The organism is uncultured Ferrovibrio sp., from assembly GCF_937960835.1.
Classification (GTDB): Bacteria; Pseudomonadota; Alphaproteobacteria; order Ferrovibrionales; family Ferrovibrionaceae; genus Ferrovibrio.
Genome location: NZ_CALGPC010000020.1, coordinates 150,208 through 164,274 on the forward strand (window position 1 = coordinate 150,208; position 14,067 = coordinate 164,274).

Consider the following 14,067-nt stretch of genomic DNA (forward strand, 5'->3'; position numbering starts at 1 on the left):
CCTGCCGCAATATCAGCAAGGGCCGGGTCGCCCCGGCCCGCCGGCTGCCGCCGCCCTGCTTCAGCGCGCGTTGTAGGCGGCCAAGGCCGCGACGTTGACCAGTTCGCTGACGCTCGCGCCCATCTGCACGATCTGCACCGGCTTCTCCAGGCCGATCAGCAGCGGACCGATCACCGTGCCGCCGCCGAGTTCCTGCAGAAGCTGCGAGGAGATCAGCGCCGAATGCAGGCCCGGCATGATCAGCACATTGGCGGGGCCGGACAGGCGTGCGAAGGGATAGATCTTCATCAGCTCGGGATTGAGCGCCACGGCCGCCGACATCTCGCCGTCATATTCAAAGTCGAGCGCCTGGCCGCCGGCAACACGGGCATCCAGCTCCATCACCGCGCGGCGCACCACTTCCACCACGCCGCCGGGCGCATTGCCGAAATTGGAATGCGACAGCAGCGCCACGCGCGGCTCCTGGCCCATCTGGCGCGCCACGGCTGCCGCCTGGATGGCGATCTCGCTCAGATCCTTCGCATCAGGCAGTTCGGTGACCGTGGTGTCGGCCATGAACACCGTGCGGTCCTTGGTCACCAGGATCGAGATACCCATCACGCGCTGGCCGCGCGCTGGATCGATGGCGAGCCGCACGCCGTCGTATGAGACCGAATAGGTGCGGGTCACGCCCGTCACCATCGCATCGGCATGGCCATGCGCGACCATGCAGGCGCCGAAGACGTTACGGTCGAGATTGACCAGACGCTGCGCGTCGCGATGCAGCATGCCGCGGCGCTGATGCCGCTTGTGCAAAAAGTCGGTGTAGAGCGCGTTATGCTCCGACAGCCGCGCATTGTGGATTTCGCAGCCATCGAGATTCTTCAGGCCGATGGCCTTCATCGTCGCCTCGATCCGCTCGCTGCGGCCGATCAGCACCGGCGTGCCGTAACCCGCATCGCGGAAAGCCAGGGCGGCGCGGATCACCGTCTCTTCCTCGCCTTCGGCGAAGACGACGCGCTTCGGATTCTGCACCACCTGGTCGAAGAAGATCTGCAGCGAGCCAACCGTCGGATTGAGCCGCGCGCGCAGCTTGGCGCGATAGGCGTTCCAGTCCTTGATCGGCTTGCGCGCCACGCCCGATTCGACGGCGGCCTTGGCGACCGCCAGCGGCACTTCGACGATCAGGCGCGGATCGAAGGGCGAGGGGATGATGTAGCCCGGGCCGTATTTCGGCCGCTCGCCCTTATAGGCGGTGGCGACCTCATCCGGCACGTCCTCGCGCGCCAGCATGGCGATGGCCTGGGCGGCGGCGATCTTCATCGCATCGTTGATGGTGGTCGCCCGCACGTCCAGGGCGCCGCGGAAGATATAGGGGAAGCCCAGCACGTTGTTGACCTGGTTGGGATAATCCGAACGCCCGGTCGCCATGATCACGTCGCCGCGGGTGGCCAGGGCTTCTTCCGGCGTGATTTCCGGATCGGGATTGGCCATGGCTAAGACGATCGGATTGGCCGCCATGCTGCGCAGCATCTCCGGTGTCACCGCGCCCTTCACCGACAGGCCGAAGAAGACGTCAGCGCCCTTCAGCGCGTCCGCCAGCGTGCGCGCATCCGTCTTCACGGCATGGGCGGATTTCCACTGGTTCATGCCGTCGGTACGGCCCTGATAGACCACGCCCTTGGTATCGCAGAGAATGACATTCTCATGGCGCATGCCCATCGCCTTGACCAGTTCGGTGCAGGCGATGCCAGCGGCGCCGGCGCCGTTCACCACCATCTTGACATCCTTGATGTCGCGGCCGGTGAGATGCAGCGCGTTGATCAGGCCGGCAGCGGCGATGATCGCCGTGCCATGCTGGTCGTCATGGAAGATCGGGATGTCCATCAATTCGCGCAGGCGCTGCTCGATGATGAAGCATTCCGGCGCCTTGATGTCTTCCAGGTTGATGCCGCCGAAGCTCGGGCCGAGATAGCGCACGCAGTTGACGAATTCATCGACGTCCTCGGTGGCCACTTCCAGGTCGATCGAGTCGACATCGGCAAAGCGCTTGAACAGCACCGCCTTGCCTTCCATCACCGGTTTGCCGGCCAGCGCCCCGAGATTGCCCAGGCCCAGCACCGCGGTGCCGTTTGAGATCACCGCCACCATGTTGCCGCGCGAGGTGTAGTCATAGGCGGTGTCGGGGTCTTTCTGGATCGCCAGGCAGGGGGCGGCGACGCCAGGGCTGTAGGCCAGGCTGAGATCCCGGGTCGTGGCCATCGGCTTGGTGGGGACGACTTCCAGCTTCCCGGGCTGGCCCATCCTGTGGAATTCCAGGGCGTCGTCGTAGAGGCTTGGGCTTTTGGTCTCGCTCATTTGTCTCTGCTATATCAATATCTCAACTCGGGTACCTGTTTCTCCCCGGCGATCATCATAAGGCCAAGCGCCAAGGGGTTAAAAGGGCTGTCTCCTGTGGTATGTCTGCGCCTGAGCGAACGATCCACCCATGAACAAGCCCGAACTCGTCCTCCCCCCCGGCACCTCGCCCCTGATGGCCCAGTATTTGACCATCAAGGCGGCGCATCCCGATTGCCTTCTGTTCTATCGGATGGGGGATTTCTACGAGCTGTTCTTCGAGGATGCCGGCACGGCCGCCCGGGCGCTCGATATCGCGCTGACCAAGCGCGGCGAGCATGACGGCCAGCCGATCCCGATGTGCGGCGTGCCGGTTCACGCCGCGGAAGCCTATCTCTCCCGTCTGATACGCCAGGGCTTCAAGGTCGCCGTCTGTGAACAGGTGGAGGACCCGGCCGAGGCCAAGAAGCGCGGCTCCAAGGCGGTGGTCAAACGGGATGTCGTCCGGGTGGTCACGCCGGGCACCATTACGGAAGACAGCCTGCTGGATGCGCGGCGCAACAACTATCTCGCCGCCCTGGCCCAGGCAGGCAGCGGCGACAGCGCCACCCTGGCGCTCGCCTGGCTCGATATGTCGACCGGCGAATTCGGCATCGCCGAAACCAGCCAAGCCGGCCTGGGCGCCGATCTCGCCCGCATCAGCCCGCGCGAACTGGTGCTGCCCGAAGGCCTGCTGGCCAAGCCCGAATTGCGCCAGCTGCTGGATTTCAGCGAGGTGGCTTTGTCGCCCCTGCCGTCGGCGCGGTTCGACTCGGTGGCGGGCGAGCGGCGGGTGAAGGCCGCGTTAGGCGTTGCCGCGCTGGATGCCTTCGGCAGCTTCAGCCGCGCCGAACTCTGCGCCGCCGGCGCGCTGCTCGATTATGTCGAGCTGACACAATGCGGCAAACTGCCCCGACTCGATCCACCGGTGAAACAGGCGCAGCAAAGCGTCATGGCGATTGATCCGGCGACGCGGCGCAATCTGGAACTGGTCGAAACCATGTCGGGCCAGCGCGACGGCGCCCTGCTCGCCTGCATCGATGCGACGCTCACCGGCGCCGGCGCGCGCCTGCTGGCGCAGCGTCTGCAGGCGCCGCTGACCGATCCGCAGCAGATCGCCGCGCGCCACGATGCGGTGGCCTATCTGCATGAGGGTACCCGGCTGCGCGAGGATATCCGTGTGGCCTTGTCGAAGGTGCCGGATCTGGCACGTGCGCTGTCGCGGCTGTCGCTCAATCGCGGCGGACCGCGCGATCTTGCGGCCATGCGCGACGGTCTGGCCCAGGCCGCAGCGTTGAAGCTGCGGCTGCAGGCCGAGGTGGCTCTGCCGCCGGCCCTGATCGCCATGCGTGATGGCCTTGGCGATCACACGGCATTGATTGCCGCGCTCGATGCGGCACTGGGCGAGGAGCTGCCGCTGAATGCGCGCGACGGCGGCTTCGTCAAGGCAGGCCATAATGCCGATCTCGATGAACTGCGCGTTCTGCGTGATGAAAGCCGCCGCCATATCGCCCAGCTTCAGGAACGCTATTGCGCCGAGACCGGCATTGCCACGCTGAAGATCCGCCACAACAACCAGCTCGGCTATTACATCGAGATCAATCCCAAGCACGCATCGCAGATGAGCGTTGCCTTCATCCATCGTCAGACCATGGCGAATGCGATGCGCTACAGCAGTCCAGAACTGTCGGAACTCGAAAGCAGGATCGCCCAGGCTGCCGAACGCGCGCTGGCACTGGAATTGGAAATCTTCGAAGGGCTGGTGGCGCAGGTGCTGGCCAATGCGCAGCCGATCACCCGCGCCGCCAATGCCCTGGCCGAACTCGACGTGACGGCGGCTTTGGCTGAACTGGCAGTTCAGCGCCGCTGGATCCGGCCTGTGGTCGATGACAGCCTTGCCTTCCATATCGAGGCCGGCCGCCATCCGGTGGTGGAGGCAGCGCTTGAGCGCGCCGGCCAGGGCGAGCGCTTCATGGCCAACGATTGCGATCTGGGCGAAGGGCAGAAGCTCTGGCTGCTCACCGGCCCGAACATGGCTGGTAAGTCGACCTTCTTGCGCCAGAATGCGCTGATCGCGGTGCTTGCCCAGATGGGCAGCTTCGTGCCGGCGACGTCAGCCAGGATCGGCGTCGTGGATCGCCTGTTCTCGCGCGTCGGCGCGGCCGACGATCTCGCCCGCGGCCGCTCGACCTTCATGGTCGAGATGGTGGAAACGGCGGCGATCCTGCATCAGGCGGGCGAACGCGCGCTGGTCATTCTGGATGAGATCGGCCGCGGCACGGCGACCTTCGACGGCTTGTCGATTGCCTGGGCGGTGGTCGAATACCTGCATGAGAAAAGCCGCTGCCGCGGCCTGTTCGCCACGCATTACCATGAATTGACCGCCCTGGCGGAAAAGCTGCCGCAGCTTTCCAATCACACTTTGAAGGTCAAGGAATGGGATGGCGAGCTGATCTTCCTGCATGAGGTCGGCCCCGGCGCGGCCGATCGCTCCTACGGCATCCAGGTGGCCAAGCTCGCCGGCCTGCCCGAGCCCGTGCTGCGCCGCGCCGCCGATGTGCTGCATACGCTGGAAAAAAGCGGCCAGACCGGCAGTTCGGCCAAGCTGGTGGACGATCTGCCGCTATTCTCGCTGGCGCCTCCGCCCAAGGCGGTTCAGGCCGCACCCTCCGAAGTGGAGCGCATCCTGCGCAACAGCGACATCGATGCGCTCTCGCCCAAGCAGGCGCTGGATCTTCTGTATCAGCTCAAGGCCTTGCTGAAATCCTGAGCATTCATTGCGGACGGTTCTGCTATGGGTGGACGTAACGTTGCCGGCGGCAACGTATGGGGTTACCGCTTGCCTTATTGAGCCGTTGTCCCTCTCATATCGTCGCTTCCGGCCTGGGGGCGGATGAGACTCGGAGGCTCGCGTTCCTGTGGAACTTCACGATTTCCCTGCTGCTTGTATCTGGCTAGACGGGGTTGCGCAGACGGAGATCCGCGGAAGCGGACACCGGCAGACCAGCCCATGAGGCTTCTGGTGGTTGAAGACGATGTTCTGCTGCTGCCAGTGCTGGAAATGTCGCTGGTCGATGCCGGCTACGAGGTTGCAGTCGCCGGGAATGGGTGTGAGGCGCTCGATTTCCTGGAAAAGCAGGATGTCGATCTGCTGATCACCGATATCAGCATGCCGGTCATGGACGGGCTGGCGCTCATCCAGGCCTTACGCGCCCGCAGGCCGCTTCTTCCCATCCTCGCCATCTCCGGCGGCGGACACGGCAGCGACAGGGATGTACTTGCCAAGGCGCGCCGTCTCGGCGCCAATGCCACACTGGCCAAGCCGTTCATTCCCGATGAGCTGATCCTGATGGTCGAGAAGATGCGCGGCGCGGGCTCTGCCGCCCCTGCCGTCTGATCCATCCTTACGGCAGCACGTCGTAAAGCGCCTTCAACTTTCGCCACGGCTCAATGGTCCAGAAGCTGCCCGCGCGGCCCGAAGGCGAGGGCAGCACGAAAAGACGCGTCTCATGGAACCGCCTGTCCAGCAGGCCATAGGGTGGCGGGGTTCTGATGCCGAACTGCGCGCGCAGAAAAACCTGCGCCGGCCGCTTCGCGGTGAAGGCCAGGATCGCCGGCTTGAATTGCCTGATCTTCGCAGCAAGTCCGGCCGCGTCGTCATGCTCGGGCGACAGATCGGTGTCATTGCCGAACTGCACCTTGTTGATATCGGTCAGGCCGATGCCAAGCTCCAGCAGCTTCGGATAGTCATGCGGCGCAAAGCGGCGCGGGGTGAGGCCGATCTCATGCAGGGTCGGCCAGAATTTGTTGCCCGGCTTGGCGTAATAGGCTTTCTGCCGCGCCGACTCGAATCCGAGCGCCGAGCCGCAGAAGACAAGCTTCAGCCCCGGTGCCAGCAGATCGGGGACGATGAAAGCGGTTTGCGGCGCTGCGATCACGCAACAACCCTCATGCGGCGGAAGCTGTATCTGCTGCCCATGCCGGATGCGGCATCAGGTGCTGCGGCCGTCATATTCGGTGATGGTCAGCGCCTTGAGATCGACATCGTCCAGGCAGCGCATGTTGATCGCCACCATGCGCGCGCCGTTCGGCGCGGTTCCGGTCGCAAAGGATGTCACGCCGCAGGTCGCGCAGAAGAGGTGATGGATGTTTCTGGTGTTGAACTGATAATCCGTCACCGCGTCCTTGCCCGCCAGCAGCTTGAAGGCCTCGGCCGGAACAAAGCTCAGCAGCGTGCCTTTGCGGCGGCAGATCGAGCAGTTGCACGACACCACCGGTTGATCGAGCGACAGCGTCACTTCATAGCGCACCGCGCCGCAATGGCAGCTTCCCTGATACGTCTTCGCCTCAGCCATGACCGATCCTCCCGGTTTTCCGGACCAATAGCCGCTGTTGCAGGGTCTGGCAATCGTTCCTGCTCGTTTGATGGCACGGTAGCAAGATCGCTCCGCCTGCCTGTCCGGTTCACTTTTATTTCACCGTGCTGCTTTGGAACCCCTGGGCTCGCTCATGGTTCGTGATGGTGTTGGCGGGCCAACATTGAATCAACGAACAGGAGAGCATCATGAAGACTCGTGTACGCACGAATACCCTTGCCGCATGGCGCGTCATGGCGCTCGGGGCTGCGGCTTTCGCTCTGCCCTTTGCCGTCTCGCTGAACAGCCATGCGCAGCAATCCTCGCAGCCATCGACGCAGATGGATTCCGGCCAGTCCACCACGCAGCCGGATGCCGGGCGGAACACCAGTCCGATGGGCGGTGCAACCCAGGGCCAGATGGGCGCGACCGGCAGCCAGGCCGGCATGGGCATGATGGAAGCCGACGGCAAGAAGCTGATCGGCAAGGATGTCTATGGCGCCAACAATGAGAAGATCGGCGAAGTCGACGATGTAGTGCTCGATCAGAGCAGCAATCGCGTCAATGCGATCCTCGTCGATGTCGGCGGTTTCCTCGGTATCGGTGCCAAGACCGTTGCCGTGCCGGTAGCCGATATCCGCGCCGATGGCGATCGTGTGGTCGCTTCCGGCATGACCAAGGAGCAGGCCAAGGACATGCCGGAATACAAGCAGGATCGGGCAACCAAAAAGGACAGCCGCAGCTGACCGTTTCCGCTCGCTGTTTTAAGCCTTCGTTTTAAGCCTTCCTTGCGGCGGCTGCCGGAGCAATCCGGCAGCCGTTCGCATGTTCTAAGCCTGAAGTATGTTTTAAGCCTGAAGATCGTGGCGGTCGGTTTTTCCGAAACTGGTGATGAAGCGCAGCACCTGAACGCTTTGAGGCAGTTCGATCAGGAACTCCGCGTCGCGCTCCAGATGATGAATTTTCTTCGGATCGGAACCGGCGAAGCGCGACATCGCCTCCACCGATTCCCAGTAGGAGATGGTGACGAACTCGCTTTCGCCTTGTTCGGCCCGGTCCTCCCGCATCATCTGCACGCCCAGCGCCTTCTCCTCCAAGGGCCGGATGCCATGCTCATAGAGATAGGCCTGGTATTCATCCGCGCGCCTGGATTCCACACGGCCGCGCCAGATGCGGGCAATCGTCGGCGTCAGGCCATGACGGGATTTCTCCATGACGTCCTCCAACATTCATATCCCGAGCATGGTATTTAGAAGCGCCGCCGCGAGGGGCCAGCGCCGGTCTATTGACTATCGAGGCCGCTACCCATCTGTTTTCGGCCAATGGCTCGTCCTGTGGGAAGCCCCCGGAACTTGCAGGAAGCTTTCGCAAGGCGCCGGAACTGTGGGCCCGAACTTTGGGAAGACGCGGCAAGCCCGGGGAAGGTCTGGGAAGCGCTAGGAAGCTCCGGGGAGCGACGGGAAGCCTGGATCAAAACGGTCACCAATGGACCGGAATGGATCCAAAAGAACCAACATGTTTGCCAGCGGAGCGAAACGGACCGCACCGGGCGCAGCGGGACGGGGTGGTGCCGGATAGTCCGGCCCGGCATTCCGATCGCAGTCTCAAAACACACTCCCAAAATACACTCCGCGAAGGTCCTTTATCGAAAATCCGGGCCAAAGCCTTCCCATTGCTCCGGACTCATCCCAAAAATTCCCTCATCTTCGGTCCATCTCTCAGGCGCGGCTTCCATGCAGACCCCGATTCCCGATACCCCCACCTTCGTCACCCATCTCGAATGCGGCATGACCGGCGAACGCCTGCCGGCCGATACGCTGCATAACCTCTCGCCCAAGGGCTATCCGATCCTGGTGCGCTATGACCTGGCGGGTGTGAAGGCGGTGATGACCAAGGAGAAGATCGCTGCCCGCGCGCCGAACTGGTGGCGCTATCGCGAGCTGCTGCCGGTGCGGCGCACGGAGAATGTCGTCAGCCTGGGCGAGGTGATGACGCCGCTGATCCCGCTGACGCGCAGCGCGCAAAGCCTGGGCGTCAGCGCCGAGGTGATCGTCAAGGACGAGGGACGCCTGCCGACCGGTTCGTTCAAGGCGCGCGGTCTGGCGCTGGCCGTCTGCATGGCGAAGGAACTCGGCGTGAAGAAGATGGCGATGCCGACCAACGGCAATGCGGGCGCGGCGCTGGCGGCTTATGCCTCGCGCGCGGGCATCGAAACCGTGGTGTTCTGCCCGGACGACACGCCGCAGGTGAATATGGACGAGATCGCGCTGCAGGGCGCGCGGCTCTACAAGGTCAACGGCCTCATCAACGATTGCGGAAAGCTCGTCGGCGCGGGCAAGGAAGCAGCCGGCTGGTTCGATACTTCGACGCTGAAAGAGCCCTACCGCATCGAAGGAAAGAAGACGATGGGCCTGGAACTGGCCGAACAGCTCGGCTGGGACATGCCGGATGCGATCTTCTATCCCACCGGCGGCGGCACCGGCCTGATCGGCATGTGGAAGGCCTTTGCCGAACTCGAAGCCATCGGCTTCATCGGCAAGAAGCGGCCCAAGATGATCGCCGTGCAGGCCAGCGGCTGCGCCCCCATCGTGCGCGCTTTCGAAGAAGGCGAGCGCCATGCCAAGCTGTGGGAGAATGCGCATACCTACGCGGCCGGCATCCGCGTTCCGGCGGCGATTGGCGATTTCCTCATCCTCGACGCCGTGCGTGAAAGCGGCGGCTTTGCCGTGGCTGTGGAAGATGCAGCGATCCAGGCCGCGCTGGACGAAGTGGCCAAGCAGGATGGTCTGCTGCTGTGCCCGGAAGGCGCTGCGACCTATGCCGCCTACAAGCAGGCCCTGGCCGATGGCCGCATCAAGAAGAGCGAGCGCGTGGTGCTGTTTAACTGCGCATCCGGCCTGAAATACCCGATGCCGGAAGGCGGCAAGCCGCTGGATCGCCACAGCAGCATCGATTACGCGCGGCTGTAGACGCTGTCAGCCCGTCAGCACTGGCCTGTCAGCACTGGGCCATCAGCACTGGGCGATGCCGCCCAGTGCATAGGAGGGCATGTATTCGGCCGAGGCCGGTTCGTCGAGCATGCCGGTTTCGTTGGCTGGCTGCTGCCGCGCGGCATGCGGATTCGCGGCGGTGGCCAGCATGCGGGTATAAAGATCGTGGTAGCGTGCGGCCACCACGTCGATATCGAACTCGCTGACCACCTTGGCGCGCGCTGCCGCGCCCGGATGCCGGCCTTCCGCGATGGCGCGCAGGCACCAGTCGATGCCTTGGGCAAGGTCCTCGGCCTGGAAGGGCGCGGCCAGATAGCCGTCCACCTTGTGGCTGATAATGTCCACCGGCCCGCCATGGCCGAAGGCGACCACCGGCGTGCTGCAGGCCATCGCCTCGATGAGCGTCTTGCCGAAGGCTTCCTGCAAAGAGGGCATCACCGCGACATCGGCGGCAGAATAGAGTTGCGATAATTTCTTGTTGTCGGACTGATAGCCGACATAACGCTGCTCGACACCGCAATCGGGGATGTCGCCGGGTTTCAGATCGCCGAACACCACCAGCAGCAGTTTTTCAGCCTCGGCTCTTTCGCCCAGCAATTTGAGCGCATCGAGCAATTCGCGGAATCCTTTGCGCGCGTCGCGGGTCGCATTGATCGCGCCATAGACGATGATCTGGCGGTCTTGCGGCAGGTTCCAGGCGCGCCGCGCCTCCGCCTGATCGACCGGACGGAACAAGACCGTGTCGAGGCCGTTGGGAATCACTTCGATGGGAAACTCGCCAAGCAGCGGGCTTGCCTGCGCGCAATCGGCCAGCCAGTGGCTGATCGGCACCAGCCAGAGATTGCGGTTACGCCAATGCTTCCTCTTGCTCAGCCAGACCCGGTGGCTGAGGTCGTTCGCGTCGTTGGAGCGAAGCTGCGGGCATCGGCCGCAGCCTGTGAGATAGCGGTCGCAGCCAGCGGTGTAATGACAGCCGCCTGTCATGTTCCACATGTCGCGCAGGGTCCAGACGATTGGCACACGAAACTGCTTGAGGGCATTGATCGGCATGAAACCCGCGCCGACCCAGTGAATATGGATGAGATCGGGCGCGAGCGTATCAACCATGCGGTCAAAGCGCGCCGGCAGCCAGCCCAGGCTCCAGAAAGACTCATCTGTCTTGTCGTAGCGCCGCAGCGGCAGGTGATCCAATCGCATGCGCAGTTTCGCGGTGAACTGCGCAAGCGGGCTCGGCAGGCGATGGATGGTGGGATCGCTGCTGGAGCGCTTGCTGCCCACCATCATCACCGAATCGACGCCGCGGCGCTTCAGCGCATCGTGCAGCCACACCGAACCGCGCGCCGCACCGCTATCGGTGAATGTACTGAGATGCAGAATTCTCATGTGGGCGTAGAACTTCCTGCGGCGGGCCGCTGCACCGCTTTTTCGCCTGTTTGCGGTCCCGTCATAGCCGCCTCACTCATCTCTCGCATTCGGTCCAAGCATGGAATCAAATCCACTCCTCCATTGCGAGTGATCATGGTGTGGTCATCGCGTGTCACAGAACCCAAATGATCACAGCTTTTTTGGCGGCCTGATCTACATCGTGTCGCGAAAGAGTAAATGAAGGATGAGTCCATGCCGTCACATAGTGAAGCGGCGCCGGTGATCGATCGGCTGCGTTTCGTCAAGCATCACCCGGTCTATCGCGAAGCGCCCGCACGCTTTGCGTTACGCGCGCTGTGGTATCTCTCGCGCGAACGATTGTTGGGTGGTGATCGAATCGCTTTTACCGCTTGTGACGGTCTGCGATTCGAATCGCCGCGGCACAATTACTCATCCTTTGTCACGGCGATCTTCGGACAGCGCGATTTGAACATCGTGCGCTTCTGGCGTCGGTTTCTGACGCCTGGTTCCATCTTCTTCGATATCGGCACCAATATCGGCCTCTACACGGTTCCCGCCAGCCGCCATGTCGGCCCGCAGGGGCGCGTCTTCGGCTTCGAGGCCCATCCGCTGATCTACCGTTACCTGTCACGCAATGTGGTACGCAATTGCGACGCGAATGTGGTGATCGAAAATCTGGCCGTCGGCGAAAACAACGGCGAGATCAGCATTTCGTTCCAAACCAGCAATCCGGGTGAGACTCATGTGGCGACGCGGACCGAAGCGGGTGAGCGCGTTCCCGTGATCGCGCTTGACGAGTACTGTGTCAGCCACCACGTCCACCGGATCGATTACATGAAGCTGGATGTGGAGGGTTACGAGACGAAGGTTTTGCGCGGCGCAGCGAAAATCGTCGCGGCCAGCGACTCGATCCTGATACAGACCGAATACGAGCCGCGGCACCTGCAGCGCTACGGCCAGCCGACGGAATTGCCCGAGCTGCTGCGCAGCTGGGGCTTCAGGCCCCACCGCGTCGACTGGTCGGGCAATGTCGCGCCGCTTGAATCACTGGAGCGCTATCACGGCGAGATCATCTGGAGCCGCCGTGACCTCTCTCATTAGCCAGGCCTAGCTTAGGCCTGTTTCACGGATGAAGTGAATGAGATCCAGCGGCGGCGGGTCCATGCCGGCATGGCTGAGCAGGCCATGCGCCTGGCCGCGGTGATGGGTCTGATGATTGAAGGCATGCATCAGGGGCGGCAGCAGGGGATCGCTGAAAGTCTGGCCGCTGAAATTGGTGTAGGTAAAGGTCGATTGCAGCGCCGCAGCATCGATCCCGTCGCAGAAGGCGATGATCTCCTCGTCTTTTGCCGCGCGGGCGGCGCGCAGGCCGGCGAAATCCTCGTGCAGGATCTGGTTCAGCGCCTTGATATGGGAGGTCGGCTTGCCGGTAAAACGGCAGAACCAGATCGTGTCGGCAACCAGGATATGGTTGAGGGTTGCATGGATGCTGCCGAAAAAGCTGGGGCGCGCTGCGTAATATTCCTCCGGGCTCAGCTTCGCGCAGGCGTCATAGAGGCGGGTATTGGCCCAGCGGTTATAGCGGGCGAAGCGGCGGATATGCTGCAGCAGAAGATCGTCGGTGCGGGTCTCGGACATGGGGTGGCCCTTTCGCAAGTAGGATCACCATAAGATCAAGTCCCGGCTGAGTTGAAGCGCGGAATTGTCCTGCTGCACTGGAGCAAAATTCAACAATGAGCGGCGCGCAAATGAAACGGCCCGCCTGAGCGAGGCGGGCCGTCCCATGGCTTAGCTTAGCTGTGGCTGTCCTACCACTCGGTCAGCACCGGCTCCATGCCAGCCTTGACCAGCGCATCGGCGCGGGCCTTCTGCCAGGCTTTCATTGCCGCCTCGTCGCTGGCATGGCTGGCCTTGGAATTGGCGGCCCAGGCGTCGGCCAGCACCTTCTGGCGCTTGATCAGATCATCGTTGTTCTTGTCGTAATCGGCCTTCCAGACGCCGATCTCCTTGAAGTATTTCACCGCGCCGGAATGCACCGGCACCACCCAGTCGAAGACCTGGCGCTTGATATCCCAGCCGACATTGCCAGGCGCCGCATCCTTGTAGTCGCCAAACAGTTCGATCATCGCCTTGGTCATCGCATAGACTAGGCCCTCGTCGACATTCGCATAGGTCATCAGCACCGGATACGGATAGGTGGCGCCTTCAACCGGCTTCTCCTTCGACAGGCCGGCACCTTCCGTGCCCATGAAAGGCACGTAGAACGGCGCCTTGGCCTTAAGGCGCTTCCAGCCTTCCGCATCCTTATGCGACACCACCGGCCAGGCGATGCCGCGCGGCGAGGATTCGATCTGGAAAGCCTTGCCCGAGATCGTCGAGGTAAAGGCAGCATCCACCTGGTTGTTGATGATGCCGTCCATCGCCTGACCGAAGCCGCCGAATTCGACCTTCTGCACATCGTTCCAGGTCAGATTGGCAAAGGCCAGCAGAGCCGTGATGTTCTGGTTGAGCGACGGCGCGCCGATCACCCAGGCGACCCGCTTGCCCTTCAGGTCGGCCATAGTCTTCACGCCGATATCGCCGGCGGCAACGACGGTCAGCAGTGCATCGGAATTATTCAGCAGGATCGAACGCACAGGCTGCGGTCCCCAATCCTTGGCGCCGAACTCATACATGCCCTCCTGCGCCATGTAGGTGCCGCCCACGCCATTGGCAGAAAATGGCACCTTGCCTTCGCGCAGCGGTACGGTGCGCGATACGTCATTCTTGCCCGGCAGCACGCGCAGAGTGACGCCCATCTTGTTCTTCAGCGCATTGCCGATCGCAACGGCCTGATTATAGCCGCCCGAGCCGACGTCATAGGCTGTCCAGGTCAGCTGATCCGGCAGCTTCTGCGCATGCGCGGTGCCGCTTAAGACCGGCAACGCCAATGTTGCGGCGAGTGCCGCGCCGCAAAGCGGCTTCCACATAGATTTCATCAC

The 14,067-nt window shown here is 62.9% G+C and carries 12 protein-coding genes; 5 read left to right on the plus strand and 7 right to left on the minus strand.

Translation table 11 applies throughout. The features are described 5' to 3' along the window. Window positions 1–60 precede the first annotated feature (60 nt). Window positions 61–2,337, minus strand: a complete 2,277-nt coding sequence (locus Q0603_RS19005) for an NADP-dependent malic enzyme (protein ID WP_298728671.1) — start codon at window positions 2,335–2,337, stop codon at window positions 61–63. A gap of 130 nt (window positions 2,338–2,467) precedes the next feature. On the opposite strand from Q0603_RS19005, the gene mutS reads away from it, so the two are divergent. Both mutS and Q0603_RS19015 read left to right on the plus strand, forming a co-directional pair. After that, on the plus strand, window positions 2,468–5,125 hold the full coding sequence (gene mutS / locus Q0603_RS19010) for a DNA mismatch repair protein MutS (RefSeq protein ID WP_298728673.1): 2,658 nt from the start codon (window positions 2,468–2,470) through the stop codon (window positions 5,123–5,125). Between the two features lie 240 nt (window positions 5,126–5,365). Continuing rightward, window positions 5,366–5,752, plus strand: coding sequence for a response regulator (locus tag Q0603_RS19015; protein ID WP_298728675.1), 387 nt, complete (start codon window positions 5,366–5,368; stop codon window positions 5,750–5,752). 7 nt (window positions 5,753–5,759) lie between these two features. On the opposite strand, the gene Q0603_RS19020 is transcribed toward Q0603_RS19015, so the two are convergent. Together Q0603_RS19020 and Q0603_RS19025 are read right to left on the minus strand one after the other, a co-directional pair. Further along, on the minus strand, window positions 5,760–6,293 hold the full coding sequence (locus Q0603_RS19020; RefSeq protein WP_298728677.1) for a mismatch-specific DNA-glycosylase: 534 nt from the start codon (window positions 6,291–6,293) through the stop codon (window positions 5,760–5,762). Between the two features lie 54 nt (window positions 6,294–6,347). Next, complete coding sequence (locus tag Q0603_RS19025) at window positions 6,348–6,710, minus strand: GFA family protein (protein WP_298728679.1); 363 nt, start codon at window positions 6,708–6,710, stop codon at window positions 6,348–6,350. Window positions 6,711–6,919: 209 nt separating this feature from the next. Here Q0603_RS19025 and Q0603_RS19030 point away from each other — a divergent pair, with 209 nt between their 5' ends. After that, window positions 6,920–7,456, plus strand: coding sequence for a PRC-barrel domain-containing protein (locus tag Q0603_RS19030; protein ID WP_298728681.1), 537 nt, complete (start codon window positions 6,920–6,922; stop codon window positions 7,454–7,456). A gap of 102 nt (window positions 7,457–7,558) precedes the next feature. Here the strand turns inward: Q0603_RS19030 and Q0603_RS19035 are convergent, their stop codons facing one another. After that, on the minus strand, window positions 7,559–7,924 hold the full coding sequence (locus tag Q0603_RS19035; RefSeq protein ID WP_298728683.1) for a hypothetical protein: 366 nt from the start codon (window positions 7,922–7,924) through the stop codon (window positions 7,559–7,561). 519 nt (window positions 7,925–8,443) lie between these two features. Between Q0603_RS19035 and Q0603_RS19040 the strand changes: the two genes are divergently transcribed. Continuing rightward, window positions 8,444–9,679, plus strand: a complete 1,236-nt coding sequence (locus Q0603_RS19040) for a threonine synthase (protein WP_298728685.1) — start codon at window positions 8,444–8,446, stop codon at window positions 9,677–9,679. Between the two features lie 42 nt (window positions 9,680–9,721). Here the strand turns inward: Q0603_RS19040 and Q0603_RS19045 are convergent, their stop codons facing one another. Beyond that, window positions 9,722–11,083: a glycosyltransferase family 4 protein gene (locus Q0603_RS19045; protein ID WP_298728686.1), complete on the minus strand. Its 1,362-nt coding sequence runs from the start codon at window positions 11,081–11,083 to the stop codon at window positions 9,722–9,724. Window positions 11,084–11,317: 234 nt separating this feature from the next. Between Q0603_RS19045 and Q0603_RS19050 the strand changes: the two genes are divergently transcribed. Beyond that, window positions 11,318–12,187, plus strand: coding sequence for an FkbM family methyltransferase (locus Q0603_RS19050; protein ID WP_298728688.1), 870 nt, complete (start codon window positions 11,318–11,320; stop codon window positions 12,185–12,187). A gap of 6 nt (window positions 12,188–12,193) precedes the next feature. Here the strand turns inward: Q0603_RS19050 and Q0603_RS19055 are convergent, their stop codons facing one another. Together Q0603_RS19055 and Q0603_RS19060 are read right to left on the minus strand one after the other, a co-directional pair. Beyond that, entirely contained in the window at window positions 12,194–12,724 is a 531-nt protein-coding gene (locus tag Q0603_RS19055) for a DinB family protein (protein WP_298728690.1), read from the minus strand. 170 nt (window positions 12,725–12,894) lie between these two features. Beyond that, entirely contained in the window at window positions 12,895–14,064 is a 1,170-nt protein-coding gene (locus tag Q0603_RS19060) for a TAXI family TRAP transporter solute-binding subunit (protein WP_298728692.1), read from the minus strand. Window positions 14,065–14,067 lie beyond the last annotated feature (3 nt).